The 24,850-nt window shown below is 58.1% G+C and carries 24 protein-coding genes; 13 read left to right on the top strand and 11 right to left on the bottom strand.

Annotated elements, in window-relative coordinates:
* Window positions 1-318: 318 nt before the first annotated feature.
* The 11 genes from LG383_RS01760 to LG383_RS01710 form a co-directional block, all read right to left on the bottom strand.
* Window positions 319-1,449: an RES family NAD+ phosphorylase gene (locus LG383_RS01760; RefSeq protein WP_225758198.1), complete on the bottom strand. Its 1,131-nt coding sequence runs from the start codon at window positions 1,447-1,449 to the stop codon at window positions 319-321.
* Window positions 1,450-1,710: 261 nt separating this feature from the next.
* The gene (locus tag LG383_RS01755; protein WP_370635112.1) at window positions 1,711-2,091 is read right to left on the bottom strand and encodes a cell envelope integrity TolA C-terminal domain-containing protein; all 381 of its coding nucleotides are present in this window, start codon (window positions 2,089-2,091) and stop codon (window positions 1,711-1,713) included.
* Between the two features lie 332 nt (window positions 2,092-2,423).
* Entirely contained in the window at window positions 2,424-2,879 is a 456-nt protein-coding gene (gene hycI / locus LG383_RS01750) for a hydrogenase maturation peptidase HycI (protein WP_225758197.1), read from the bottom strand.
* Entirely contained in the window at window positions 2,872-3,282 is a 411-nt protein-coding gene (locus LG383_RS01745; protein WP_225758196.1) for a formate hydrogenlyase maturation HycH family protein, read from the bottom strand. The genes hycI and LG383_RS01745 overlap by 8 nt, the downstream gene beginning before the upstream one ends.
* Window positions 3,282-4,046, bottom strand: a complete 765-nt coding sequence (gene nuoB, locus LG383_RS01740) for an NADH-quinone oxidoreductase subunit B family protein (protein ID WP_225758195.1) — start codon at window positions 4,044-4,046, stop codon at window positions 3,282-3,284. Before nuoB ends, LG383_RS01745 begins: the two co-directional genes overlap by 1 nt.
* Window positions 4,043-4,588, bottom strand: a complete 546-nt coding sequence (locus LG383_RS01735; protein ID WP_225758194.1) for a formate hydrogenlyase complex iron-sulfur subunit — start codon at window positions 4,586-4,588, stop codon at window positions 4,043-4,045. Before LG383_RS01735 ends, nuoB begins: the two co-directional genes overlap by 4 nt.
* 12 nt (window positions 4,589-4,600) lie before the next feature.
* Complete coding sequence (gene hycE / locus LG383_RS01730; RefSeq protein WP_225758193.1) at window positions 4,601-6,310, bottom strand: formate hydrogenlyase subunit HycE; 1,710 nt, start codon at window positions 6,308-6,310, stop codon at window positions 4,601-4,603.
* A gap of 15 nt (window positions 6,311-6,325) precedes the next feature.
* Window positions 6,326-7,249: a respiratory chain complex I subunit 1 family protein gene (locus LG383_RS01725; RefSeq protein WP_225758192.1), complete on the bottom strand. Its 924-nt coding sequence runs from the start codon at window positions 7,247-7,249 to the stop codon at window positions 6,326-6,328.
* 2 nt (window positions 7,250-7,251) lie between these two features.
* Window positions 7,252-9,075: a formate hydrogenlyase subunit 3 gene (hycC, locus tag LG383_RS01720; RefSeq protein ID WP_225758191.1), complete on the bottom strand. Its 1,824-nt coding sequence runs from the start codon at window positions 9,073-9,075 to the stop codon at window positions 7,252-7,254.
* On the bottom strand, window positions 9,075-9,680 hold the full coding sequence (locus LG383_RS01715) for a 4Fe-4S dicluster domain-containing protein (protein WP_166183651.1): 606 nt from the start codon (window positions 9,678-9,680) through the stop codon (window positions 9,075-9,077). Before LG383_RS01715 ends, hycC begins: the two co-directional genes overlap by 1 nt.
* A 76-nt stretch (window positions 9,681-9,756) precedes the next feature.
* Window positions 9,757-10,215, bottom strand: a complete 459-nt coding sequence (locus tag LG383_RS01710) for a transcriptional regulator (RefSeq protein ID WP_106994532.1) — start codon at window positions 10,213-10,215, stop codon at window positions 9,757-9,759.
* Window positions 10,216-10,448: 233 nt separating this feature from the next.
* Here LG383_RS01710 and hypA point away from each other — a divergent pair, with 233 nt between their 5' ends.
* From hypA to emrB, 13 genes are all read left to right on the top strand, one after another.
* Window positions 10,449-10,799, top strand: coding sequence for a hydrogenase maturation nickel metallochaperone HypA (gene hypA / locus LG383_RS01705; protein ID WP_106994531.1), 351 nt, complete (start codon window positions 10,449-10,451; stop codon window positions 10,797-10,799).
* 3 nt (window positions 10,800-10,802) lie between these two features.
* A complete protein-coding gene (gene hypB, locus LG383_RS01700; protein WP_225758190.1) occupies window positions 10,803-11,675 on the top strand; it encodes a hydrogenase nickel incorporation protein HypB in 873 nt (290 codons plus the stop codon).
* Window positions 11,666-11,944: a HypC/HybG/HupF family hydrogenase formation chaperone gene (locus LG383_RS01695; protein WP_106994529.1), complete on the top strand. Its 279-nt coding sequence runs from the start codon at window positions 11,666-11,668 to the stop codon at window positions 11,942-11,944. The genes hypB and LG383_RS01695 overlap by 10 nt, the downstream gene beginning before the upstream one ends.
* Window positions 11,944-13,065: a hydrogenase formation protein HypD gene (hypD, locus tag LG383_RS01690; protein ID WP_225758189.1), complete on the top strand. Its 1,122-nt coding sequence runs from the start codon at window positions 11,944-11,946 to the stop codon at window positions 13,063-13,065. The genes LG383_RS01695 and hypD overlap by 1 nt, the downstream gene beginning before the upstream one ends.
* Window positions 13,062-14,072, top strand: coding sequence for a hydrogenase expression/formation protein HypE (hypE, locus tag LG383_RS01685; protein WP_225758188.1), 1,011 nt, complete (start codon window positions 13,062-13,064; stop codon window positions 14,070-14,072). Before hypD ends, hypE begins: the two co-directional genes overlap by 4 nt.
* Before the next feature lie 43 nt (window positions 14,073-14,115).
* Window positions 14,116-16,203, top strand: coding sequence for a formate hydrogenlyase transcriptional activator FlhA (gene flhA, locus LG383_RS01680; RefSeq protein ID WP_225758187.1), 2,088 nt, complete (start codon window positions 14,116-14,118; stop codon window positions 16,201-16,203).
* Between the two features lie 317 nt (window positions 16,204-16,520).
* A complete protein-coding gene (gene proV, locus LG383_RS01675) occupies window positions 16,521-17,723 on the top strand; it encodes a glycine betaine/L-proline ABC transporter ATP-binding protein ProV (RefSeq protein ID WP_225758186.1) in 1,203 nt (400 codons plus the stop codon).
* Window positions 17,716-18,786, top strand: a complete 1,071-nt coding sequence (gene proW / locus LG383_RS01670; RefSeq protein WP_166183668.1) for a glycine betaine/L-proline ABC transporter permease ProW — start codon at window positions 17,716-17,718, stop codon at window positions 18,784-18,786. Before proV ends, proW begins: the two co-directional genes overlap by 8 nt.
* Before the next feature lie 9 nt (window positions 18,787-18,795).
* Window positions 18,796-19,791, top strand: a complete 996-nt coding sequence (gene proX, locus LG383_RS01665; RefSeq protein ID WP_225758185.1) for a glycine betaine/L-proline ABC transporter substrate-binding protein ProX — start codon at window positions 18,796-18,798, stop codon at window positions 19,789-19,791.
* Between the two features lie 141 nt (window positions 19,792-19,932).
* Window positions 19,933-21,117 carry an MFS transporter gene (locus LG383_RS01660; protein ID WP_166183673.1) on the top strand — a complete coding sequence of 395 codons (1,185 nt, stop codon included), beginning with the start codon at window positions 19,933-19,935 and terminating at the stop codon, window positions 21,115-21,117.
* A 311-nt stretch (window positions 21,118-21,428) separates the two neighbouring features.
* Complete coding sequence (mprA, locus tag LG383_RS01655; RefSeq protein WP_106994521.1) at window positions 21,429-21,959, top strand: transcriptional repressor MprA; 531 nt, start codon at window positions 21,429-21,431, stop codon at window positions 21,957-21,959.
* 125 nt (window positions 21,960-22,084) lie between these two features.
* On the top strand, window positions 22,085-23,260 hold the full coding sequence (gene emrA / locus LG383_RS01650; protein WP_166183675.1) for a multidrug efflux MFS transporter periplasmic adaptor subunit EmrA: 1,176 nt from the start codon (window positions 22,085-22,087) through the stop codon (window positions 23,258-23,260).
* Window positions 23,261-23,276: 16 nt separating this feature from the next.
* Window positions 23,277-24,824 carry a multidrug efflux MFS transporter permease subunit EmrB gene (emrB, locus tag LG383_RS01645; protein ID WP_225758184.1) on the top strand — a complete coding sequence of 516 codons (1,548 nt, stop codon included), beginning with the start codon at window positions 23,277-23,279 and terminating at the stop codon, window positions 24,822-24,824.
* Window positions 24,825-24,850 lie beyond the last annotated feature (26 nt).

Here is a 24,850-nt window from a genome sequence, read left to right as displayed (position 1 = left end):
TAGGCTTTTAATCAATTTATCAAGTGGCTGAATCCCCATTCTATAGATTTCAGAACGCTCGCTTCGTGCACGCATTGATTCTATGTAACTGATGTCTAAGCATCTAGCATAAGATGGTCATTCACTTTTATAGACTTACTGATACACCAACTTCCATTGCTGGCATGGAGCGGACAAGCTAATTAAGCTGAAGGTTCGCTACAAGCTAAAAGTGGAAGTCTGAAATTTTTCTTACCTCGAATAGCTTTACCCAACATTCGTGTTTCATCAAATCATAATTTTCGGGAATTGGGATTGAATAGAACAGCTATTTAAGGATTATGAATTCTCCATAATATTCATGAATCTATGCATGTAATAATCCATAAATCTTTCGAATTCATCCAATTCTAACCTTCCAGACTCCACTAATTTAAGCTTATCTTTATACTGTTTCGTCAGTAATTCTAGAGCCTTCACATCCAATCTTTTATTATCACCCATTGGCCCAAATGAATACTCATAAGAAATAAAGTTTACATTAATTTTATTCGTGGATGTCATTGATATTTTACCATCCTTGGCTGGCTGGCCGAATAAAATGATGTTCTTCAGATCGTTCTTATGCACCTGCTTAAAAAAGCTGGAAGAAATTAACCCATCATAACCACGGTTTTTTATTTCACTTGCAAATTCCTGACATAATGGATACTCAGATTCTCCGCTGTACAATATCTTACGAATAAAGATCCCGATGTTTTCGAAAGGTGTAGGTGGTGACTCGGTTATGTCTGTAATATCAAGCAATAGAAGTTCTTTTTTCACGATGAAAGTTGCGAGAGCTATCCAATCGGTCAGAGCCACACGGATCTCATGCAAGCAAGTTTCAATATCAAATGCACCATAAAAAACTTTTTCTCCAGATTTGTTAAATCGCCCCTCTATTGGATTGGGGTTAGAATCAAATTCCTTTTCAAGTGCTGGAGGTAGTGAGTTTCCTTTTCTCGCTCTATAAATTATTGAGTCAGGTTCAAGTGTTACACGTTTACATACCCTTATTACTTCTTCCCAAATTTCTTTGCGTCTACACCCACTAACTTCGTCAATAACTAGTTCTTGATATTTTGTTGTTGCCCCTATTTTATAAAGCGGAGGACCATAATGGCAAAGCGGTAGAGGTTTATATTGACTCAGCAGTCCAATGTCATGGTCTAGTTCTGACTCGAAAGTGAGTTCATTTATTCCTGTAGCTTTAATGTTATACACAGATGCAGTTCCCCCTGAACTCGGTGGAATTGAACCATTTACAAAAAACTCTTGAATAAGCTGGTCTACGTTATCTTCATTAAGGAATCCACCAGTATGGCCACAGGTTTCGAAGAAACGTTTGTCACTTGGGTCTCTTAATTTTTCAGCTAAAAACCTCAAGCCTGCATTTTTGATGCATGAAGTGCAAATTAATTTTTCCATTTACAATAGCCATATAATGGAGTAAGCGACTATTTTACATACAATTCAGCATATTAAGCAAGAGAAAGATATATCCCCCTTGGGCTAGAGGTATAATCAGGCTGGACTTGTTAAACTCTGGTTCATGCCGTTGTACCCATCAAAGTATTTTGTAAAATCATAAACAATGACAGTAATCCAGCTCCCCCTTAAATAATAAATAGTGTTACTAGTAACGTCCGCTATTGGCACAAATCGGCCCTCCCAACAATAATCACCCACCTAGCCACGCATATCAAACCCAGCCTTCTGAAAATCCCGATACACCTCTGGATTACTAAAAGCCGGAAACTTCGCTTTTTGAGCCGCCAACTTCACCGCCTCACAATACGCTTTGTTGCCCTTACTGGTTGATACCTTCAACGCCGTACCATCCTGCGCAAACTCCATATGCAGTCGGCATTTTTTGCCCTTCCAGCGTTGTGGCTCAGCAATTTTATCTTCTATTGCAGCCTTAATACCCCGCGCCTGCGCCCCCCATTCATCCTGATCGTCCCAGCGCCCAGAACTGCAACTCCCTATTGCTGAGGTTTTGTGGCATCCCGAAGGATGTAACGGCGCACAACCTGCCGCCAGGCTGGCCACAACGGCAAGCATAAACATCTTCCCTATTCTTTCGCGCGATCTCACGCCTTAAACTCTTGTGCTCATATAACCGTTAAAATTAATTTCGGTTTATCACTTTACGAAAATCAGAACTAATAAAAAACACAGGTATAGGTCCGGTAAGGCGTAAGCCGCCACCGGGCTTTTCAGAGAGGTACACGCAGCCAGCAACCTGGTTTAAATATTGTGCTCGCTTCTGCCGGGCGGCGGCTGACGCCTTGCACGGCCTACTAAACCCAGGATATTAACAAATGACGCATTTTTCGTAGGCCCGGTAAGGCGCTAGCCGCCACCGGGCATTTCCAGAGAGGTACCTTCGTGATTACGCGCTACAACTCCCCAAACCCCAGCGGCCCATCCCTCTCCGCCAGGCTTTCATAGACGGTCTCCACCGCCTCTTTAACTTTCGGCGTCATCGGATAATAAAACCCCACAATATCCGGCTGCACCCCGAGGAAGATCACATCCCCCACATCATCCCGCAGCTGATCCACCAGATAATTGAGCGGCATATTGTGCGTCGTCATCATAAACATCTCGGCGATGTCGTCCGGGTCGATGCGGCGGATTTCGCCGGGGTTGAGCCCCATATCCGTCGCATCGACAATCAGCAGGCGAGCCGGGCGCAGCTCGCGGATCGCGACCACGTCGTTTTCCGGGGCGCTGCCGCCGTCGAACACCACCCAGTCGCCGCGCGGCGCTTCGCGGCACATCTCGGCCAGCAGCGGACCGGCACCGTCGTCGCCCATCATGCTGTTGCCGACGCAGAGTAAAACATCAGTCACGTTGCCTCCGAACCATCAGATAGATGGCGTTTTCCTGGTGAATGGCGTGGAGCATGCCGAGCATCGCCCGGCTCCACGTCTGCTGCTGCGCCGTCTGTCGCGCTATCGCGGCGTCAAAGGCGCTGGCCAGCATCACAATATGATTCGCGTCGATCACAATCTCCCCGTAGCGCGGCACGCCCTCCATTTTGCGCCGCGCCTCGCTCCCCGTTTCCAGGGTGGCGATCCATGCCAGGTACTCCTCCCACGGACAGGTCAGCGCCGTCTGCAGGCAGTCGATGACCCCCAGATGGTGGCCGATGGCCAGCCCGTAGTAGATCACCTGCTGGGCGTCGTCGGGGGTGTTGTCATTTTCATCAATGAACTTGCGGCTGAGCTGGCTGAAGACCACGGTTTCGCTCATCAGATACGCTCCTGCCCGACCACCTGGATGAGGTTGCCAACGATCTCGTTCAGACGCGGATCGTTCTCCCGGGCCAGCCAGTCCGCCACGCTTTTATCCCCTTCCAGCAGATGGCGCATAAAATCGTCTGCAATCTGGCGGCCATAACGGTAGCCCGCCAGGCGGCGCGCGGCGCGGTCGATACGTACCCGCAGGGGCTGAACCATCTCCGGATGCAGCAGTTCCGCGGGCTGGCTGTCCAGCGCCCCCGGCTCGCGGGCGTGGATCTTCTGCTCCAGCAGCCCCAGCGCCATGGCAAAACCGTAAAGGGTGGCAGCTGGCGACGGCGGGCAGCCGGGGATGTAGACATCCACCGGGACGATTTTGTCGGTGCCGCCCCAGACGCAGTACAGGTCGTGGAAGATGCCGCCGGAGTTGCCGCATGCGCCATAAGAGATACAGATTTTTGGATCCGGAGCCGATTCCCACGCGCGCAGCGCCGGGGATCGCATCGCGCGCGTGACTGCCCCGGTAAACAGCAGAATGTCGGCGTGGCGTGGGGATGGCACCACCTTGATGCCAAAGCGCTCGGTGTCGAAGATCGGCGACAGGGTGGCGAAGATCTCAATCTCGCAGCCGTTGCAGCCGCCGCAGTCCACGCGGTAGACGTAGGCAGAGCGCTTGATTTTTTTCAGCAGCGAGGCCTTCATGCTGGCGATGGACTCATCCACCGTCACCGGCACCGGGATCCCCTGTTCGTTACGTGGCCCTAACAGTTCGCTCATTGTGTCGCGTCCTTCATCTCGCGGGTCAGATGGATTTTGTCCGAAGGGGTCAGCCCCTGCAGGCGCTTGCAGTCCGGGCAGGTCTCAAAACTCTCCCGGTGATGTTCCGCGCGTTTGTCGCCGTTGTGGCGCAGCAGTTCGATGACGTAGTCGATCTCTTTCTGCACCGCGTACGGGCGCTCGCACACCCGGCAGTGGCAGATGTCGAAGCGCGACTGCTGGAGGAAATCGGCCTTGCTCCACACCGCCAGCTCGTACTCCTGGGAGAGCTTGATGGCGGTGGTCGGGCAGACCTCCTCGCAGCGTCCGCAGAAGATGCAGCGCCCCAGATTGAACTGCCAGAACAGCTCCCCGTTCTTTAAATCGGTCTCCACTGTCAGGGCATTCGACGGGCAGGCGTTCACGCACGCCGCGCAGCCGATACACTGCTGCGGGTCGTGCTCCGGCTTGCCGCGCATATTTTTGTCGACCGCAATCGGTTCCAGCGGGTAGGACGCCGTCACCGTGCCGGTTTTGATGACTTTTTTGATAAAGGTAAACATGGGTGCTCCGGGTTATTTTAGCGGCGAGTTCTTGCGTTCAATGCTGTAGCGTTCCAGCTCTTTGTACGGCACCACCTTGCTCTTCTTCTTGCGCACGTCCACCACCGTCATGCGGTCGGTGCAGGAGTAGCAAGGGTCGAGGCTGCCGATAATCAGCGGCGCGTCGGAGACGGTGTTCCCGCGCAACATGTAGCGCAGCGTCGGCCAGTTGGCGTAGGTGGCCGCCCGGCAGCGCCAGCGCCACAGCTTCTGGTTGTCGCCGGTCATGCTCCAGTGGATATCATCCCCGCGCGGCGCTTCGCTGAAGCCCAGCGCAAAGCGGTTCGGGATGTAAGTAAAGCCTTCCACCATCAGCTCGCCGCCCGGCAGGTTGTCGAGGCCGTAGTCGATCATGTTCAGGGCGGTGTAGACCTCGTTGATGCGCACTTTCAGGCGGGAAATCACGTCGCAGCCCTGCTCGGTGTGGACTTCCATCGGCAGCAGGCCGTAGCCGACAAACGGGTGATCGGCGCGGGTGTCGCGGGCGTGGCCGCTGGCGCGAACCATCGGGCCGACGTTGCTGAAATCGCGGGCGATCTGCGGGTCGAGACGGCCCACGCCGACGGTGCGCTGCTCGATGTTCGGCGTGCTCAGCAGGATATCCACCAGATCCTGCACCTCGCGGCGCATCTGCTGGGCCAGCAGGCGGGTGGCGATCATGTCCTCTTTCAGCAGGTCGCGACGGATGCCGCCGATCAGGTTCAGGCCGTAGGTTTTACGCGCCCCGGTGAGGATCTCCGCCATCTTCATCGAGGTTTCACGCACGCGGAAGAACTGCATAAAGCCGGAGTCGAAGCCGACGAAGTGACAGGCCAGGCCGAGGTTCAGCAGGTGCGAGTGCAGACGCTCCACCTCCAGCAGGATGGCGCGGATCATTTGGGCGCGTTCCGGCACCACGATCCCCATCGCGTTCTCCACCGAGGTGGTGTAGGCCGTGCTGTGGGCAAAGCCGCAGATGCCGCAGACGCGATCCGACAGGAAGGTGACTTCGTTGTAGCCCATGCGGGTTTCAGCCAGCTTCTCCATGCCGCGATGGACGTAGAACAGGCGGTAGTCGGCGTCGATGATGTTCTCGCCGTCGACGAACAGGCGGAAGTGGCCCGGCTCATCGGAGGTGACGTGCAGCGGGCCAATCGGCACCACGTTGTTTTTCTTGTCGCCGAGTTCGTTGATGAACTCGTAGGTCTCTTTGTCGGTGGTCGGAGCCGGGCGCTGACGGTAGTCCATGCTGTCTTTGCGCAGCGGATAGAGTTCGTCCGGCCAGTCATCCGGCAGCACCAGACGGCGCTCGTCCGGCAGGCCCACCGGCACCAGGCCATACATGTCGCGCACTTCGCGCTCGCCCCACACTGCTGCGGGTACGCGCGGGGTGACGGACGGGAACTCCGGCTTGTCGGCGTCCACTTCCACGCGCACGGTGAGCCAGCAGCGGGTGCCCTGCTCCATCGACAGCACGTAGTAAACGGCGTAGCTGCCGCAGAGCTGGCGTTCATCGTTACCAAACAGCACCGACAGCCAGCCGCCCTGCTTGTAGTACAGGAACTCCACCACTTCCGGCAGGTAGTTAATTTTCACCGTCACGGTGATTTGATCTTTGGTCTGCCAGGCTTCATCCAGCACCACGCCCGGAAAGGCCTGATGCAGTGCGGCGAGATAGTGTTGACCAACTTTTTCTTCAGACATGGTTATTCTCTACAGTCACGCCGCCAGCAAGGAGACGAAAGCTAAAAATGCCAGACCGAAACCGGTCCAGGTAATCCGTGAGGTGGCGTTAAAGCGCAGACGCGCCATGCTGTTCTCAAACAAAGCGATCACCAGCACGCCCACCACCAGCTTGACCACCGCAATGACCAGCGCCAGCAGCAGGCCGCCTGCGGAGAACTGCGTCATCTGTCCCCAGGGGATAAACACCCCGACGAACATCTGCAGCACCACCAGCTGTTTCAGGCTGATGCCCCACTTGAGGAGCGCAAAGCCCGCCCCGCTGTATTCCGACAGCGGGCCTTCCTGCAGCTCCTGCTCGGCTTCGGCGAGGTCAAACGGCAGCTTGCCCATCTCAATAAAGGTGGCGAAGGCGCAGGCGCACATTGCCAGAATCAGCGTCACGGTGCGCGCCACCGGCCAGTGGTAAATGGTCGCGGTGACGGCGCTGATGTGGGTGGTGCCTGCCACCTGGGCGGCAACCCACAGACCGAGGAGCAGGATCGGCTCCACCAGCACGCCGAGCATCGCTTCACGACTCGCGCCAATCCCGGTGAACGGGCTGCCGGTATCGAGCCCGGCGATGGCGAAGAAGAAGCGGGCAATGGCGAAGAGGTAGATCAGGGTGATCAGATCCCCCAGCGCAGGCATCGGTGAAGCAATAGTGATCACCGGCAGCGCGGTGGCAATGGCAAACATCACCGCCACCATCACAAAGGGCATCAGACGGAAGACCCAGCCGGAGGCCGCCGGGGCCACGCTCTGGCGGCCCAGGAGTTTGATCAGATCCCGGTACTCCTGGAAGATATCCGGCCCACGACGGGTGTGCAGACGGGCACGCGCCACGCGGGTAATGCCCGCCATCAGCGGCGCAGCGGCAAACAGCACCAGCGCCTGAATCAGTGCGAAGATGAGGGTCATGCTCAGGCTCCTCGGGAGATAACGACAACCACCAGCACCGCCAGCTCAATCAGGGCGATACGGTGGAACAACACGGCGGTGCAGTCGCGCTGCCAGCCGGGGATCAGGCGCACCGGGTTAAGCCATTTGCGCAGCTTCAGCACCGGGGCAAAGGACTCTTTTACCGGCATCGCAAAGCCGTGGGCGGTGATGACCATTGCGGCCTCGTGATCGTAGCCGCAGACCCAGGCAAAGCCGCGGGAGCGGTTCGGCAGACGGTCGCCCTTGAACAGCACCAGAAGGATGAACGGCAGCAGCAGACCGGCGAGCAGCAGCAGGGTCATCATCGGTTGCGAGACGGTAGATATCTCCCCGCCGTTCACCGGGAACAGACCGCTGATAATCGGCAGGAACCAGGGCGCAGCCACCCCACCTGCCACGCAGCACAGCGCTGCCAGCACGGTGCTGAAGGTCATCAGCCACGGGGCGCAGCAGGCGTTTTCCGCCTCTTCGGTGCGCGGTGCGCCGAGGAAGGTGACACCATAGACTTTCGCCATACACATCACCGCCAGCGCGCCAGTGATCGCCAGGCCGGTCGCCAGCAGCGGCCCCAGCAGACGGGCAACAAAGGCGTCGTGAGTGCCGAGGTTAAAGAAGGACTGATAGATCACCCACTCGCCGGCAAAGCCGTTCAGCGGTGGCAGGGCCGCCATCGCCATCAACCCCACCAGCATCGCCAGCGAGATCAGCGGCATTTTTTTGCCGATGCCGCCGAGCTTCTCGATGTCGCGATGACCGGTGCGATACCACACCGCGCCCGCGCCGAGGAACAGCGTGGTTTTAAACAGGCCGTGGCTGACCAGGTGGTAGAGGCCGCCGGTGAAGCCGAGCGCAATCAGCAGATTGCTGTGCAGCGCAATCCCGGTGACGCCCGCCCCGAGGCCGAGCAGGATAATGCCGATGTTTTCCAGGGTGTGGTAGGCCAGCAGGCGCTGGATGTTGTGCTCCATCAGGGCGTACAGCCCGCCGATAAAGGCGGTGAGCATCCCCATCACCAGCAGCAGTACCCCGAGCCACAGCGGCGGTAACGCCCCGCTCAGCGCCACGGTGAGCATGCCGTACAGACCGACCTTCATCACCACCGTGGAGAACAGCGCGGCAGCGGGGGCGCTGGCGTTAGCATGGGCCTGCGGAGCCCAGCCGTGCAGCGGGATCACCCCGGCCAGCAGGCCAAAGCCCGCCAGCCCCGGCAGCCAGATGCTGGCCCCCGGTGCCTGGGCGGTAGCCAGAGCACTCATCGCCCCGAAGTTCAGGGTGCCGTAGTAGCTCCACGCCTGCCAGCAGGCGATGGCCAGCAGGAGGGTCCCCAGACGCCCCAGCACAAACCACAGCTTGCCGGACTGGGCACAGCCGGTGAGAAACGCGGCGCAAAGGGCCATCACTTCGGCCATCACCACCAGCCAGCCGAGATTATCGACCATGATGGCGGCCACGGCGGCGGCCATCAGCAGGTTGGTCAGCAGGCCGTTGGCTTTCGCCTGCGGGTGGCGCTGCCAGGCAATGGTATACAGGCTGATCAGGCACATCGGCAGGCCGATGGCGATCAGCCATATCGCCCGAATGCCGGTCATCTGCATGCCGAGGTGCAGCCAGGTCATCTCTGCGTGCTGAGGTTGCGAAGAGAGCAGCGCGATCGCCCCTGCCCCCACCGCCATGGCGCTGGCAATCGCCCCGCCGATCCCGGCGATGGCGCCGCTGACTGATCGGTTAGCGCAAAAAATGAGGGCCAGCACCGCGCTGATGACATACCACGCCAGCGCCTGGTTAATTAAGGATAAGGCGTTCATCAAAGCTCTCCTTGTTGCGACTGGAACAGCGACAGATCGCCCAGATCCGTATGCAGGGTGAGTTCGCGTTTGCGTTTGCTGGCGAGCGCGATGTCCTGGTTATCAATCAGACGCAGGGATTTGGTCGGGCAGGTGCGCACGCACGCCGGACCGTCCGGGTCGAAGTAGCAGAGGTCGCACTTCACGGCGATGGCGCGCACGCCGGGCACCCAGTCGAGAAACGGGCTGACGCGGGCGGGTGCCGGAGGGGCCATCGGTGCTTTGCTGGTATTACAGTTGGCAGGAATGGCCCGCGGGCGGCTGCCGGCAAACTCAACGGCGCCAAACGGACAGGCAATACCGCACAGCTTGCAGCTGACGCACAGGCTTTCATTGAGCTGGATGGCACCGTCGATGCGGGTGATGGCATTGACCGGGCACACCTGGGCGCAGGGGGCATCTTCACAGTGATGGCAAAGCTGCGGCGCAGAGTCGGTGTTGTTGCGCATCACTTTCAGTCGCGGCTGGCTTTGCAGGCCATGCTGGCGATGGTTTTCTGAGCAGGCCGCTTCACAGGTGTGGCACCCGATACACAGCGTGGGATCAGCAATTACAAAACGATTCACCTGGAGTCCTCTGGTGATAGTCATTTTTGACGAAAAATGGCGGAAGTGTCATTTTCGACACCTGCCGACATCGAATTCAGACCGCAGCGTGGTGCCGGGCGAGGGTCGCCAGGGTCAGCGATTCGCCGCGTTCGGTGGCTTCATACAGCGCGGTATACACGCCGTTGATTTTGTCGAGGAAATGGTTGAACACCGCCCCGCGCTGGTCGATGTGAATAGTGCCGTCCAGCATCCCGTCATCGCTCAGCCGGGCGCGACCAATCAGCACGCTCTGCTGGTCGTCCCGCGCTTCGATGGTGTAATTGAAGATATGCCCGTTGAACGCCTGCTCAGGCGTCACGCGGATCAGGAAGTGGTCAAACAGCCAGAAACCCAGCCCATTGTCGTTATTGCAACCCACGCTCAGATGCAGACTGGCTCTGGAGAGGGTAATGGCCTGAACCAGTGAATTGCCGTAGTGATTCCAGTGGGCGCGGAGCACGCGCTGGTGCCCGGCAATAAAATTGGCTTTTTCGCTCAATTCGGAAAGTGTCATGGTGAAGTACCTGATGCGTCATATGTAAAGAGTTCGCTTCACTAAGCACGATCCATGCCATTTTTTAACTAACTGAATTTTTTAATAAATATTTTTTAAAGCCTGCCCGATCACAAAAAATGACATGTCATTTCGTCATCTTTGTCAGGGCGGCGACTTCATACGCCCTCTCTCCTTCCTGAAAGCTGGCATCAATATTGCTTAACCCCCACGACTTCAACGGGAATAGCACAATGCACGAAATCACCCTCTGCCAGCAGGCGCTGGAATTGATCGAACAACAGGCCCATCAGCACCACGCGAAGCGGGTGACGGATGTCTGGCTGCGCGTCGGCGCCTTTTCCTGCGTCGAAAGCAGCGCGCTGGAATTTTGCTTTGAGCTGGTGTGCCGCGGCACCCTGGCCGAAGGCTGCGGGCTGCATCTCGAAGAGCAGCAGGCGGAATGCTGGTGTCAGGACTGTCAGGCTTATGTCCAGCTGCTTACCCATCGCGTACGACGCTGCCCCGACTGTGGCGGCGCAAGTCTGAATATCGTCGCCGACGACGGACTGCATATCACGCGTCTGGAAATTGAACAGGAGTAAATCATGTGTACCACCTGCGGTTGCGCCCAAGGCAACCTCTATATAGAAGGTGATGAGCGGAATGCCCATTCCGCTTTTCGCAGCGCCCCCTTCTCTCCGGCACCACGTCAGGCGTTTAACGTCACGCGGATTGACGGCGGGGAGTTTGCCCCTTCAGAACACCAGCCGGGCCAGCTTGATTACGGCCAGGGCGCCGCAGGCACTCACGCGCCGGGCCTGAGCCAGCGCAAGATGGTTGAGATTGAGATCGACGTGCTGAGCAAAAATAATCAGCTCGCTAAGCAGAACCGCCAGCGGTTCCGCGCCCGGCAGCAGCTGGCGCTGAACCTGGTCTCCAGCCCCGGCTCCGGTAAAACCACCCTGCTGACCGAGACCTTAAAGCGCTTACAGCAGCGCGTGCCCTGCGCGGTGATCGAAGGCGATCAGCAGACCGTCAACGACGCCGAGCGGATCCGCGCCACCGGCACCCCGGCGATCCAGGTCAATACCGGCAAAGGCTGCCACCTGGACGCCCAGATGATTCACGACGCGATGCAGCGCCTGCCCCTGGACGACGGCGGGATTATGTTTATCGAAAACGTCGGGAATCTGGTCTGCCCGGCGAGCTTCGATCTCGGGGAGCGTCACAAGGTGGCGGTGCTCTCGGTCACCGAGGGCGAGGACAAGCCGCTGAAGTACCCGCACATGTTCGCCGCGGCCTCCATCATGCTGCTCAATAAGGTCGACCTGCTGCCGTACCTCAACTTTGACGTGGAGAAGTGCCTCGCCGCCGCCCGGGAAGTGAATCCGGATATTGCGATCCTGCTGGTTTCCGCCACGCGCGGGGACGGAATGGACGCCTGGCTTGACTGGCTGGAGGCGCAGCGATGTGCATAGGCGTACCCGGAAAAATCAGCGCCATCGTGGACGGTATGCAGGCCAAAGTTGAGGTCTGCGGCGTGCTGCGCGATGTGGATCTGACCCTGGTGGGTGCTCACGACGAAAACGGTACCAGCCGTCTCGGCCAGTGGGTGTTGGTCCACGTCGGCTTCGCCATGAGCGTGATTAATGAAGAGGAGGCGCTGGATACCCTCGCCGCCCTGCAGAATATGTTCGACGTCGAGCCGGACGTCGGCCCGCTGCTGTTTGGCGAGGAGTCCCGCTGATGCGCTTTGTTGATGAATACCGCGACCCGCAGAAGGTGATGCGCCTGATTGAAACACTTAAATCCCGCGCCGAAGCCTTGCCTTATACCCCCCAGCGTCCGCTGCGGATTATGGAGGTGTGCGGCGGACATACCCACGCCATCTTTAAGTTCGGGCTCGATCAACTCCTGCCGGAGAATATTGAGTTTATCCACGGCCCCGGCTGCCCGGTATGCGTCCTGCCGATGGGGCGGATCGACACCTGCATTGAGATCGCCAGCCACCCGGAAGTGATCTTCTGTACCTTTGGCGACGCGATGCGGGTCCCGGGTAAAAACGGCTCCCTGCTGGATGCCCGGATGCGCGGCGCGGACGTGCGGATTATCTACTCCCCCGCCGACGCCCTGAAGCTGGCCCGGCAGAACCCGGATCGTAAAGTGGTCTTCTTCGGCCTGGGGTTCGAAACCACCATGCCCGCCACCGCCCTGACCCTGCGTCAGGCGAAGGCCGCTCAGGTGCAGAACTTCTTCTTTTTCTGTCAGCACATCACCCTGATCCCGGTGCTGAAAAGCCTGCTGGAACAGCCGGAGAACGGCATCGACGCTTTTCTGGCCCCGGGGCACGTCAGCATGGTGATTGGCACCCACGCCTACGATTTTATCGCCGCTGAACATCAGCGCCCGCTGGCGGTGGCCGGTTTTGAACCGGTGGATCTGCTGCAGGGCGTATTGATGCTGGTGGAGCAGAAAATCGCTGGCGTCAGCCAGGTCGAAAATCAGTATCGCCGCATCGTGCCGGAAGCGGGTAATACCGTGGCGCAGGCCGCGATTGCCGAGGTGTTTGGCATTGAAGGCGACAGCGAATGGCGCGGGCTGGGGGTGATCGAACACTCTGGCGTACATCTCACCGAAGCGTATCGCCAGTTTGACGCCGAGCGCCACTTCAGCACCCGGGCGCAAGACATCTGCGACGATCCTGAGGCACGCTGCGGGGCTGTCCTGACCGGGCGCTGCAAACCGGCCCAGTGCCCGCTGTTTGGTAATAAATGCACGCCGCAAAGCGCCTTTGGCGCGCTGATGGTGTCATCCGAAGGGGCGTGTAGCGCCTGGTATCAGTACCGTTCTCAGGAGTGTGAAAGTTGAAACAGATAACCCTCGCCCACGGGAGCGGCGGCCAAGCCATGCAGCAGCTGATCGGCGAGCTTTTTATGCGTGCCTTCGCCAACCCACTGCTGAACGAGCAGGAAGATCAGGCCCGTATTCCCCTGCATGAGCTCACCGCTCAGGGCGACAGGCTGGCCTTTTCCACCGACAGCTACGTGATTGACCCGCTGTTCTTCCCTGGGGGCGATATCGGCAAGCTGGCGATCTGCGGCACCGCCAACGACGTGGCGGTCAGCGGGGCGATCCCACGCTGGCTCTCCTGCGGCTTTATCCTTGAGGAGGGGCTGGAGATGGCGACGCTGGAACGCATCGTCACCAGCATGGCCACCGCCGCCTCTGAAGCAGGCATCACCATTGTGACCGGCGATACCAAAGTTGTCCCGCGCGGCGCGGCGGATAAGGTGTTTATTAACACCGCCGGTATCGGTTCGATTCCCGAGGGCGTAAACTGGGGCATGCGCCAGATTGCGGTCGGCGATCTGCTGCTGGTCAGCGGTACGCTGGGCGATCACGGCGCGACAATCCTGAATCTGCGTGAAGGCTTAGGCCTGGACGGCGATCTGCAAAGCGACTGCGCCGTTCTGACGCCGCTGATTCAGGCCCTGCGGGCGGAGCCGGGCATCAAAGCCCTGCGCGACGCTACCCGCGGCGGCGTGAATGCTGTCGCCCATGAGTTTGCCGCCAGCAGCGGCTGTGGGATCGAATTACAGGAGAACGCCCTGCCGGTGAAGCCCGCCGTGCGCGGCGCGTGCGAACTGCTGGGCCTGGATCCGCTCAACTTCGCCAACGAAGGCAAGCTGGTGATTGCGGTCGGACGCCATGAAGCGGAGCGCGTGCTAGGCTTACTACGCCAGCATCCTCTGGGCCAGGACGCGGCCATCATCGGCGAGGTGGTGGAACGCCAGGGTGTCCGGCTCACCGGACTTTACGGCGTGAAGCGAACCCTGAACTTACCGCATGCCGAACCGCTACCGCGTATTTGCTGACCCCGGCAGCACCTATTAGCTTCTCATTTTCTGGATATAACGCATGTCGTATACACCCACGAACGATCCCCTCGATCAAGGATTGTTCGATATTACCCGTACCCTGCTGCAACAGCCCGATCTCTGCGCCCTGGCGCGGTCGTTGACCTGGCATGCCCGGCAGATGAACCTGGCCGATCGCGCCCATATTCTGCTCTGGCAGTCAGAGCAGCGTCGCGTCTGTCTGTACGGTACTGACGAGCAGGATCGGGATATCCGCTATGAAGATGAGCCGCTGCTGGCGAACGGACCTTTCCGCCGCATGCTGTCGCGCCCGGACGTGCTGCACTGTCAGGCGGACACCTTTAAAGAGACCTGGCCGGCGCTGGCCGGGCTGGATCTTTATGCCCCCTTTGCCCACTACTGCCTGACCCCGCTGGCGGCCGACGGACGGATCTTCGGCGGCTGCGAGTTCCTGCGCGACGACGATCTGCCCTGGTGCGACAGCGATTTTTCCCGGCTGCAAACCCTGACTCAGGCGGCCGGTCTGGCGGTTGAGCAGATCCTCGCCCGGCAGAATAACAGCGACAGCTACGATGTGCTGTGCCGGGAACGCAACGACTTTCGCCTGCTGGTCGCCATCACCAACGCGGTGCTGTCGAAACTCGACCTCGATGAGCTGGTGACGGAGGTCTCCCGGGAGATCCAGCGCAACTTCGGCATTGATTCCATCAGCATGGTGTTGCGCAGCGAGCGCAAGGGCAAGCTCCTCGTCTACTCCACCCATTACCTGGATAAAAACGCCCCGCTGTACGATCAGAGCGAGGTGGACGAGAAAGGCACGCTGTCCGAAAAAGTAATGCGTAACAAAAAGATGCTGATGCTTAACCTGCACAGTCGTGACCAGCACGCCCCTTACGAACGGATGCTGTTTGATATGTGGGGCGAACAGGATCAGACCCTGTGCCTGTTCCCGCTGATCTTCCGCGAGCGGATCCTCGGCACCCTGAAGCTGGCCCAGTGCAAAGCCCAGGTGTTTACCGCCTCGAATCTGGAGCTGCTGAACCAGATTGCCGAACGCATCGCCATTGCGGTGGATAACGCCCTCTCCTACCGCGAAATCAGCCACCTCAAGGAGCGGCTGATCGACGAGAACCTCGCCCTGACCGAGCAGATCAACAACGTCGCCACCGACTTTGGTGAAATCATTGGCCGCAGCTCGCCGATGATGACGGTGATGAAGCAGGTGGAGATGGTGGCCCACAGCAACAGTACGGTGCTGATCCTGGGGGAGACCGGGACCGGTAAAGAGCTGATTGCCCGCGCCATTCATAATCTCAGCGGACGCAGCGAGCGGCGGATGGTGAAGATGAACTGCGCGGCGATGCCTGCCGGGCTGCTGGAGAGCGACCTGTTCGGCCACGAGCGCGGGGCATTTACCGGCGCCAGCGCCCAGCATATTGGCCGTTTTGAGCTGGCGGACAAGAGCACGCTGTTCCTCGATGAAGTGGGCGATATGCCCATTGAGCTGCAACCCAAGCTGCTGCGTGTGCTCCAGGAGCAGGAGTTTGAGCGGCTCGGCAGCAATCGCACTATCCACACCGACGTGCGCCTGATTGCCGCAACTAATCGCGACTTAACGCAAATGGTCGCCGATCGTGAGTTCCGCAGCGACCTTTACTACCGACTCAACGTGTTCCCGATCTTCCTCCCGCCGCTGCGGGAACGCCCGGAAGATATCCCCCTGCTGGTGAAGTCGTTCACCTTCAAGATCGCCCACCGGCTGGGACGCAATATCGACAGCATCCCGGCGGATACCCTGCGCCAGCTCAGCAAAATGGAGTGGCCGGGCAACGTGCGTGAGCTGGAAAACGTGATTGAGCGCGCGGTGCTCCTGACCCGCGGCAATGTCCTGCAACTGTCGCTCCCGGATATCGATTATCCTCGCTTCGCCAGCACCGCGACGCCGGAGGCGCCAGTCAGTCCGATCCGCGAAGGCGAGGAGGAATATCAACACATTATGCGGGTGCTGAAAGAGACCAACGGTGTCATCGCCGGACCCAAAGGGGCGGCAAAACGGCTGGGACTGAAGCGCACCACGCTCCTGTCGCGCATGAAGCGGCTGGGGATCGATAAGAACGCTATTTTGTAAGGCCCTGCAGGGAAATATCACCCGCATGAGTGGAATATAATTTCCATGATTTCGTGTTGCTATTTCCCTGTCATATTCGCCCGCATTTTTGTTTTCCCTCCGCGAATTTCGTCACAATAAGACATTTCTCAAGAAAAATTCATACCGCGTTCAGCCCTTATCTCATGGGAAATTGCGCCGATTCGCGCGCGGCAAAAATCATGCCACAAGCCGATCCAGGGTTGTCTCAGATTCTGAGTATGTTAGGGTATGGCCGGTTAATTATATTCACTGGTAATGATATCGACATAAATAAATAACGGGACATTCTTTATTGCATGGCAATTAAATTAGAAGTTAAGAATCTTTATAAAGTATTTGGCGAGCACCCGCAGCGCGCATTCAAATATATTGAAAAAGGCCTTTCAAAAGAAGTAATTCTGGAAAAAACCGGGCTGTCGCTTGGCGTTAAAGACGCCAGTCTGGCCATTGAAGAAGGCGAGATTTTTGTCATCATGGGGTTATCCGGTTCGGGTAAATCCACTATGGTTCGCCTTCTCAATCGCCTGATTGAACCCACCCGCGGGCAGGTGCTGATTGATGGCGTTGATATTGCCAAAATATCGGACGCCGAGCTCCGCGAGGTGCGCAGAAAAAAGATCGCGATGGTGTTTCAGTCGTTCGCTTTGATGCCGCATATGACGGTATTAGATAACACCGCCTTTGGTATGGAATTAGCCGGCGTACCGGCCAATGAGCGCCAGGAAAAAGCGCTGGATGCGCTGCGTCAGGTAGGGCTGGAAAATTACGCCCACGCGTACCCGGATGAACTTTCCGGCGGGATGCGTCAGCGCGTCGGATTAGCCCGCGCATTAGCGATCAATCCCGATATATTATTAATGGATGAGGCCTTCTCGGCACTCGATCCCTTAATTCGTACCGAGATGCAGGATGAGCTGGTAAAACTGCAGTCGCGTCATCAACGTACCATTGTCTTTATTTCCCATGATCTCGATGAAGCCATGCGTATTGGCGACCGGATTGCCATTATGCAAAACGGCGAAGTGGTGCAGGTGGGTACCCCGGATGAAATTCTCAATAATCCGGCGAATGATTATGTGCGTACCTTCTTCCGCGGGGTGGATATTAGCCAGGTGTTCAGCGCCAAAGATATTGCCCGCCGAGCCCCGAACGGCATTATCCGTAAAACGCCAGGTTTCGGCCCGCGATCGGCACTTAAGCTGCTGCAGGATGAAGACCGCGAATACGGCTATCTGGTTGAACGCGGTAATAAATTTGTGGGTGTTGTCTCCATCGATTCCCTGAAAACCGCCCTTGGCGAAAATCAGGGTATCGATGCGGCGTTAATTGACGCTCCGCTTGCCGTGGACGCGGAAACGCCGCTCAGCGAGTTGCTCTCTCATGTCGGCCAGGCACCCTGCGCGGTACCGGTAGTCGGAGAGGAACAACAGTACGTCGGCATCATCTCAAAACGCATGTTGCTGCAGGCTTTAGATCGCGAGGGGGCAAACAATGGCTGATCAATCAAACCCGTGGGGCACCACCGAGGCTGCGGACAGCGCGGCACAATCCGCTGACGCGTGGGGCTCTTCCACCGCAGCTCCTGCGCCAACCGATGGCGGCGCGGCAGACTGGCTGACCAGCGCCCCGGCGCCGGCACCCGAGCATTTCAATATTATGGACCCGTTCCATAAGACGCTGATCCCGCTCGACAGCTGGGTTACCGAAGGGATCGACTGGGTAGTCACCCACTTCCGTCCGGTGTTCCAGGGCATTCGCGTGCCGGTGGATTACATCCTGAATGGCTTCCAGCAGATGCTGCTGGGGATGCCTGCTCCGGTGGCGATTGCGCTGTTCGCGCTGATTGCCTGGCAGTTTGGCAGCGCGGGAATGGGCGTGGCGACGCTGATCTCGCTGATCCTGATCGGCGCGATCGGCGCATGGTCGCAGGCGATGATCACCCTGGCGCTGGTGCTGACCGCCCTGCTGTTCTGCGTGGTGATAGGCCTGCCGATGGGGATCTGGCTGGCGCGCAGTCCGCGGGCAGCCAAAATTATCCGCCCGCTGTTGGATGCGATGCAGACCACCCCGGCGTTTGTCTACCTGGTACCAATCGTGATGCTGTTCGGTATCGGTAACGTGCCGGGCGTGGTGGTGACCATTATCTTCGCCCTGCCGCCGATTGTGCGTCTGACCATTCTGGGGATTAACCAGGTGCCGGCTGATCTGATCGAAGCCTCGCGCTCGTTTGGTGCCAGCCCGCGCCAGATGCTGTTTAAGGTGCAACTCCCGCTGGCGATGCCGACCATTATGGCCGGTGTGAACCAGACCCTGATGCTGGCCCTGTCGATGGTGGTGATCGCCTCGATGATCGCCGTGGGCGGTCTGGGCCAGATGGTGCTGCGCGGGATCGGCCGTCTCGATATGGGACTGGCCACCGTGGGCGGCGTCGGGATCGTGATCCTCGCCATTATTCTTGACCGCCTGACCCAGGCTGTCGGTCGTGATTCACGCAGTCGCGGCAACCGTCGCTGGTACAACACCGGCCCTGTCGGGTTAATCACCCGCCCATTCGTAAAATAAGGAACAACGATGCGACATAGCGTAATTTTTGCCACAGCGTTTGCCACCCTTGCCTCCACCAGCGCATTTGCTGCCGATCTGCCGGGCAAAGGCATTACCGTGCAACCGGTACAGAGCACCATCTCCGAAGAGTCGTTCCAGACCGGGCTGGTGAGCCGGGCGCTGGAGAAGCTGGGTTATACCGTCAGCAAGCCCAGCGAAGTGGATTACAACGTGGGCTATACCTCGATTGCCTCCGGCGATGCCACCTTTACGGCCGTGAACTGGCAGCCGCTGCATGACGACATGTACAGCGCGGCGGGTGGCGATAAGAAGTTCTACCGTGAAGGGACCTTTGTCTCCGGCGCCGCACAGGGCTACCTGATCGACAAAAAGACTGCCGATCAGTACCACATCACCAACATCGAACAGCTGAAAGATCCGAAGATCGCCAAACTGTTCGATACCAACGGTGACGGCAAAGCCGACATGATGGGCTGCTCCCCGGGCTGGGGCTGCGAAGCGGTGATTAATCACCAGAACAAAGCCTTTGACCTGGCGAAAACCGTCGACGTCAGCCACGGCAACTACTCGGCGATGATGGCCGACACCATTGCCCGCTTTAAAGAAGGCAAGCCGGTCATCTATTACACCTGGACCCCGTACTGGGTGAGCGACGTGCTGAAGCCGGGTAAAGATGTGGTCTGGCTGCAGGTGCCATTCTCCTCCCTGCCGGGCGAGCAGAAGGATATCGACACCAAACTGCCTAACGGCATGAACTACGGTTTCCCGGTCAACACCATGCACATCGTGGCCAACAAAGCCTGGGCTGAGAAAAACCCGGCTGCGGCGAAGCTGTTCTCGGTAATGAAGCTGCCGCTGGCAGATATCAACGCCCAGAACGCGATGATGCACGCGGGCAAATCCTCTGAAGCCGATGTCCAGGGTCACGTTGACGGCTGGATCAAAGCCCACCAGCAGCAGTTTGATGCCTGGGTGAAAGAGGCGCTGGCTGCGCAGAAGTAAGACCTTGCTGATTCCCCTCTCGTGAAGCGAGAGGGGACAAGACCGCACAATCCATCACTCAACAACTCCCCTCCTTTCTCCTTCATCCGTTATTATGTTTTCTGAAAAAATAATCACTCAACTAATGATTTCAAAAACCTGATGACAAAAAATAATCAAGGGCTTAGCCCTGCTCTCATTCTGCTGATGTCAGTGGCAACCGGTCTGGCAGTCGCCAGTAACTATTACGCTCAGCCGCTGCTGGAAACCATCGCTCGCAACTTTTCCCTGTCTGCCAGCTCGGCCGGTTTTATCGTGACCGCCGCTCAGCTGGGGTATGCCGTGGGCCTGCTGTTCCTCGTCCCGCTGGGGGATATGTTCGAGCGCCGGGCGATGATTGTCTCCATGACGCTGCTGGCGGCTGGCGGGATGCTGATCACCGCCTCCAGCCAGTCGCTGGCGATGATGATCGTCGGAACCGCCCTGACCGGGCTGTTCTCGGTGGTGGCGCAAATTTTAGTCCCGCTCGCCGCCACTCTCGCCTCGCCGGAAAAACGCGGCAAGGTGGTCGGGACCATTATGAGCGGCCTGCTGCTGGGGATTTTGCTGGCGCGTACCGTGGCGGGTCTGCTGGCGGGTATCGGCGGCTGGCGCACCGTGTACTGGGTGGCCTCAGTGCTGATGGTGGTGATGGCTCTCGCCCTGTGGCGCGGCCTGCCGAAGGTGAAGTCTGAGACGCATCTTAACTATCCCCAGCTGCTGGGGTCCGTTTTTAGCCTGTTCACCCGCGATAAACTGCTGCGTACCCGGGCGCTGCTGGGTTGTTTCACCTTCGCCAACTTCAGCATCCTCTGGACGTCGATGGCCTTCCTGCTGGCCTCCCCGCCGTTCAACTATTCTGAAGGGATGATCGGCCTGTTCGGCCTGGCAGGTGCTGCCGGGGCACTGGGGGCGCGTCCTGCGGGCGGTCTGGCGGACAAGGGCAAATCGCATATTACCACCACCGTCGGGCTGGTGATGCTGCTCCTCTCCTGGGCGGCGATCTGGTACGGGCACATCTCGGTGCTGGCGCTGATTGTCGGCATCCTGGTGCTGGACCTCACCGTGCAGGGGGTGCATATCACCAACCAGACCGTGATCTACCGCGTCAAGCCGGACGCCCGTAACCGCCTCACGGCCGGGTATATGACCAGCTACTTTATCGGCGGTGCCGCCGGGTCACTGATCTCCGCCTACGCGTGGCAGCATGGCGGCTGGACGGGCGTCTGTGTGGCCGGGACGGTGATGGCGATCCTGAACCTGCTGGTGTGGTGGCGCGGCTACCATCGTCAGGAAGCTATTCAATAAGGTTTACATAAGTTTGGGGCTCCTCAGGGTGTTAAGGAGCCCCTCAGTCTGATATGGTGGCAGAATCATTTATTCCGGAAATTTTTATGTGGGTAATATATTTGAATACCGCATGAATAGCTTACGCCCGAAGTCCCATCCCCGTTTTGCCAGTGCAATCCCCTCTTTTCTGTGCTTACCGGGTCACGGATCTACCCGGCTCTTGATGACGGTGAAATTTGTCTAATCGATTTTAGCCGCACAAATAATTCATTTACATTATTTGTCACCGTCGTTACTATATCGGCTGTAATTAATGAGGTTATGCCCAAATGGATAGTTCGTTTACGCCCATTGAACAAATGCTTAAATTTCGCGCCAGTCGCTATGCAGATTTCCCGTATCAGGAGATCCTGCTGACCCGTCTCTGCATGCACATGCAGGGCAAGCTGCTGGAAAATCGCAATAAAATGCTGAAAGCTCAAGGGATTAACGAGACGTTATTTATGGCGTTGATTACGCTGGAGTCTCAGGAGAATCACAGCATCCAGCCTTCCGAGCTGAGCTGCGCCCTGGGTTCGTCTCGTACCAATGCAACCCGTATTGCCGATGAGCTGGAAAAACGCGGCTGGATTGAACGCCGTGAAAGCGACAACGACCGCCGTTGTCTGCATCTGCAACTGACCGACAAAGGTCACGAATTCCTGCGTGAGGTGCTTCCACCTCAGCACAACTGCCTGCATCAACTCTGGTCGTCTTTAAGTGGTACCGAGAAAGAGCAGCTCGAGCATATCACCCGTAAGCTTCTCACCCGTCTGGACCAGATGGATGAAGACGGCGCTGTTCTTGAGGCGCTGCGCTAACGCGACGACACGCTCCAAAAATCCAGATTCATAAGAAAACCGACAGGCCAGCACATAATAGTGCTGGCCTTTCTGATAACAGGTCGGCTCAGCCGATGTGAAATAATAAGATCGTGGAGAAAATCATGAGCGCAAATGCGGAGAACACAACCCCGCAGCAACCGGTCAACAAGAAGAAAGGCAAACGCAAGCGCGCCCTTCTGCTGCTGACCTTGCTCTTTATTATCATTGCCGTGGCATATGGGATCTATTGGTTTTTAGTACTGCGTCATAGTGAAGAGACGGATGACGCGTACGTGGCAGGGAACCAGGTTCAGATTATGGCGCAGGTGTCGGGCAGCGTGACGAAAGTCTGGGCTGACAATACCGACTTTGTGCAAAAAGGTGACGTGCTGGTGACGCTGGATCCAACCGACGCGCAGCAGGCGTTTGAAAAAGCGCAGACCGGGCTGGCCTCGAGCGTGCGTCAGACCCGTCAGCAGATGATCAACAGCAAGCAGCTGCAGGCCAACATCACCGTGCAGAAAACGGCTCTCGCCCAGGCCCAGAGCGACTTTAATCGCCGCGTTCCCCTCGGCACCGCCAACCTGATTGGCCGTGAAGAGCTGCAACACGCCCGCGATGCGGTCGCCAGCGCCCAGGCCCAGCTCGATGTTGCCATCCAGCAATACAACGCCAACCAGGCGGTGGTGCTGGACACGACTCTCGATCAACAACCGGCAGTGAAGCAGGCGGCGACTGAAGTGCGTAACGCCTGGCTGGCGCTGGAGCGAACCAAAATCGTCAGCCCGATGACCGGCTACGTTTCCCGTCGCTCGGTGCAGCCTGGCGCGCAGATCAGCACCTCAACCCCGCTGATGGCGGTCGTACCGGCAACGAACCTGTGGGTGGATGCTAACTTCAAAGAGACGCAGCTGGCGCATATGCGTATCGGCCAGAGCGCCACGGTGGTCAGCGATATCTACGGCGACGAGGTGAAATACACCGGTAAAGTGGTCGGCCTGGATATGGGTACCGGCAGCGCCTTCTCCCTGCTGCCTGCGCAGAACGCCACCGGGAACTGGATCAAAGTGGTTCAGCGTCTGCCGGTGCGTATCGAGCTGGACGAGAAACAGCTGGCGGACCATCCGCTGCGCATTGGCCTCTCCACGCTGGTGACGGTCGATACCGCTAACCGCGACGGTCAGATGCTGGCGAACCAGGCGCGTTCTAACCCGGCTTACGAAAGTAATGCCCGCGAGATCAGCCTTGAGCCCGTGAATAAGCTGATCGATGAGATCGTGAAGGCGAACGCCGGTTAATCCAAAGGTGAGCGTTATGCAGCAGCAAAAACCGCAAAAACCGTTGGAAGGGGCGCAACTGGTCATCATGACCATTGCGCTGTCGCTGGCGACCTTCATGCAGGTGCTGGACTCCACCATCGCCAACGTGGCGATCCCGACCATCGCCGGGAACCTTGGCTCATCCCTGAGCCAGGGGACATGGGTCATCACCTCGTTCGGGGTGGCGAACGCTATCTCCATTCCGATCACCGGCTGGCTGGCAAAGCGCGTCGGGGAAGTGAAACTGTTCCTCTGGTCCACCATCGCCTTTGTGATCGCCTCCTGGGCGTGCGGGATGTCCAGCAGCCTCACCATGCTGATCTTCTTCCGTGTGATCCAGGGGATTGTTGCCGGGCCGCTGATCCCGCTGTCGCAGAGTTTGCTCCTTAACAACTATCCACCGGCCAAACGCTCCATCGCGCTGGCGCTCTGGTCGATGACGGTGATTGTCGCCCCGATCTGCGGCCCGATTCTGGGCGGCTATATCAGCGATAACTACCACTGGGGCTGGATCTTCTTTATCAACGTGCCGATTGGCGCGGTGGTGGTGTTGCTGACCCTGCAGTCGCTGCGCGGTCGCGAAACCCGCACCGAGCAACGACGCATTGATGGCGTGGGGCTGGCGCTGCTGGTGTTGGGCATCGGCAGTCTGCAGATCATGCTCGACCGCGGGAAAGAGCTGGACTGGTTCGCCTCGCAGGAGATTATCGTCCTGACGGTGGTGGCGGTGGTGGCGCTAAGCTTCCTGATTGTCTGGGAGCTGACGGATGACAACCCGATAGTCGATCTGTCGCTATTCAAGTCGCGCAACTTTACCATAGGCTGCTTGTGTATCAGCCTTGCCTACATGCTCTACTTCGGCGCCATTGTTCTGCTGCCGCAGCTGTTGCAGGAGGTATATGGCTATACGGCGACCTGGGCGGGACTGGCATCGGCACCGGTCGGGGTGATCCCGGTCCTGCTGTCGCCGATCATTGGTCGCTTCGCCCATAAGCTCGATATGCGTCGGCTGGTCACCTTCAGCTTCATTATGTATGCGGTGTGCTTCTACTGGCGTGCCTATACCTTTGAACCGGGCATGGACTTTGGTGCCTCCGCGTGGCCGCAGTTTATTCAGGGCTTTGCGGTGGCGTGCTTCTTTATGCCACTGACCACCATCACCCTTTCCGGCCTGCCGCCGGAACGGATGGCGGCGGCCTCCAGTCTGTCGAACTTTATGCGTACCCTGGCGGGCTCTATCGGAACCTCGATGACCACCACCATGTGGACCAACCGGGAGTCATTGCACCATGCGCAGCTGACGGAATCGGTGAACGTGTTCAATCCGCAGGCGCAGGAGATGTACAGCCAGCTGCAGGGGATGGGCATGTCCGAACAGCAGGCATCAGGGTGGATTGCGCAGCAGATCACCGCTCAGGGGCTGATTATTTCGGCCAACGAGATTTTCTGGGTGTCGGCGGGCGTGTTCATTGTGCTGCTGGGGCTGATCTGGTTCGCCAAACCGCCGTTCGGAGCGGGCGGTGGAGGCGGTGGCGCGCACTAAACGCCTGAAAAGAAAAACGGATCTGC

This window comes from Leclercia sp. Marseille-Q4284 (assembly GCF_916618945.1).
GTDB classification, from domain to species: Bacteria; Pseudomonadota; Gammaproteobacteria; order Enterobacterales; family Enterobacteriaceae; genus Enterobacter; species Enterobacter tamurae.
This window is presented reverse-complemented; position numbering and strand designations above follow the sequence as displayed.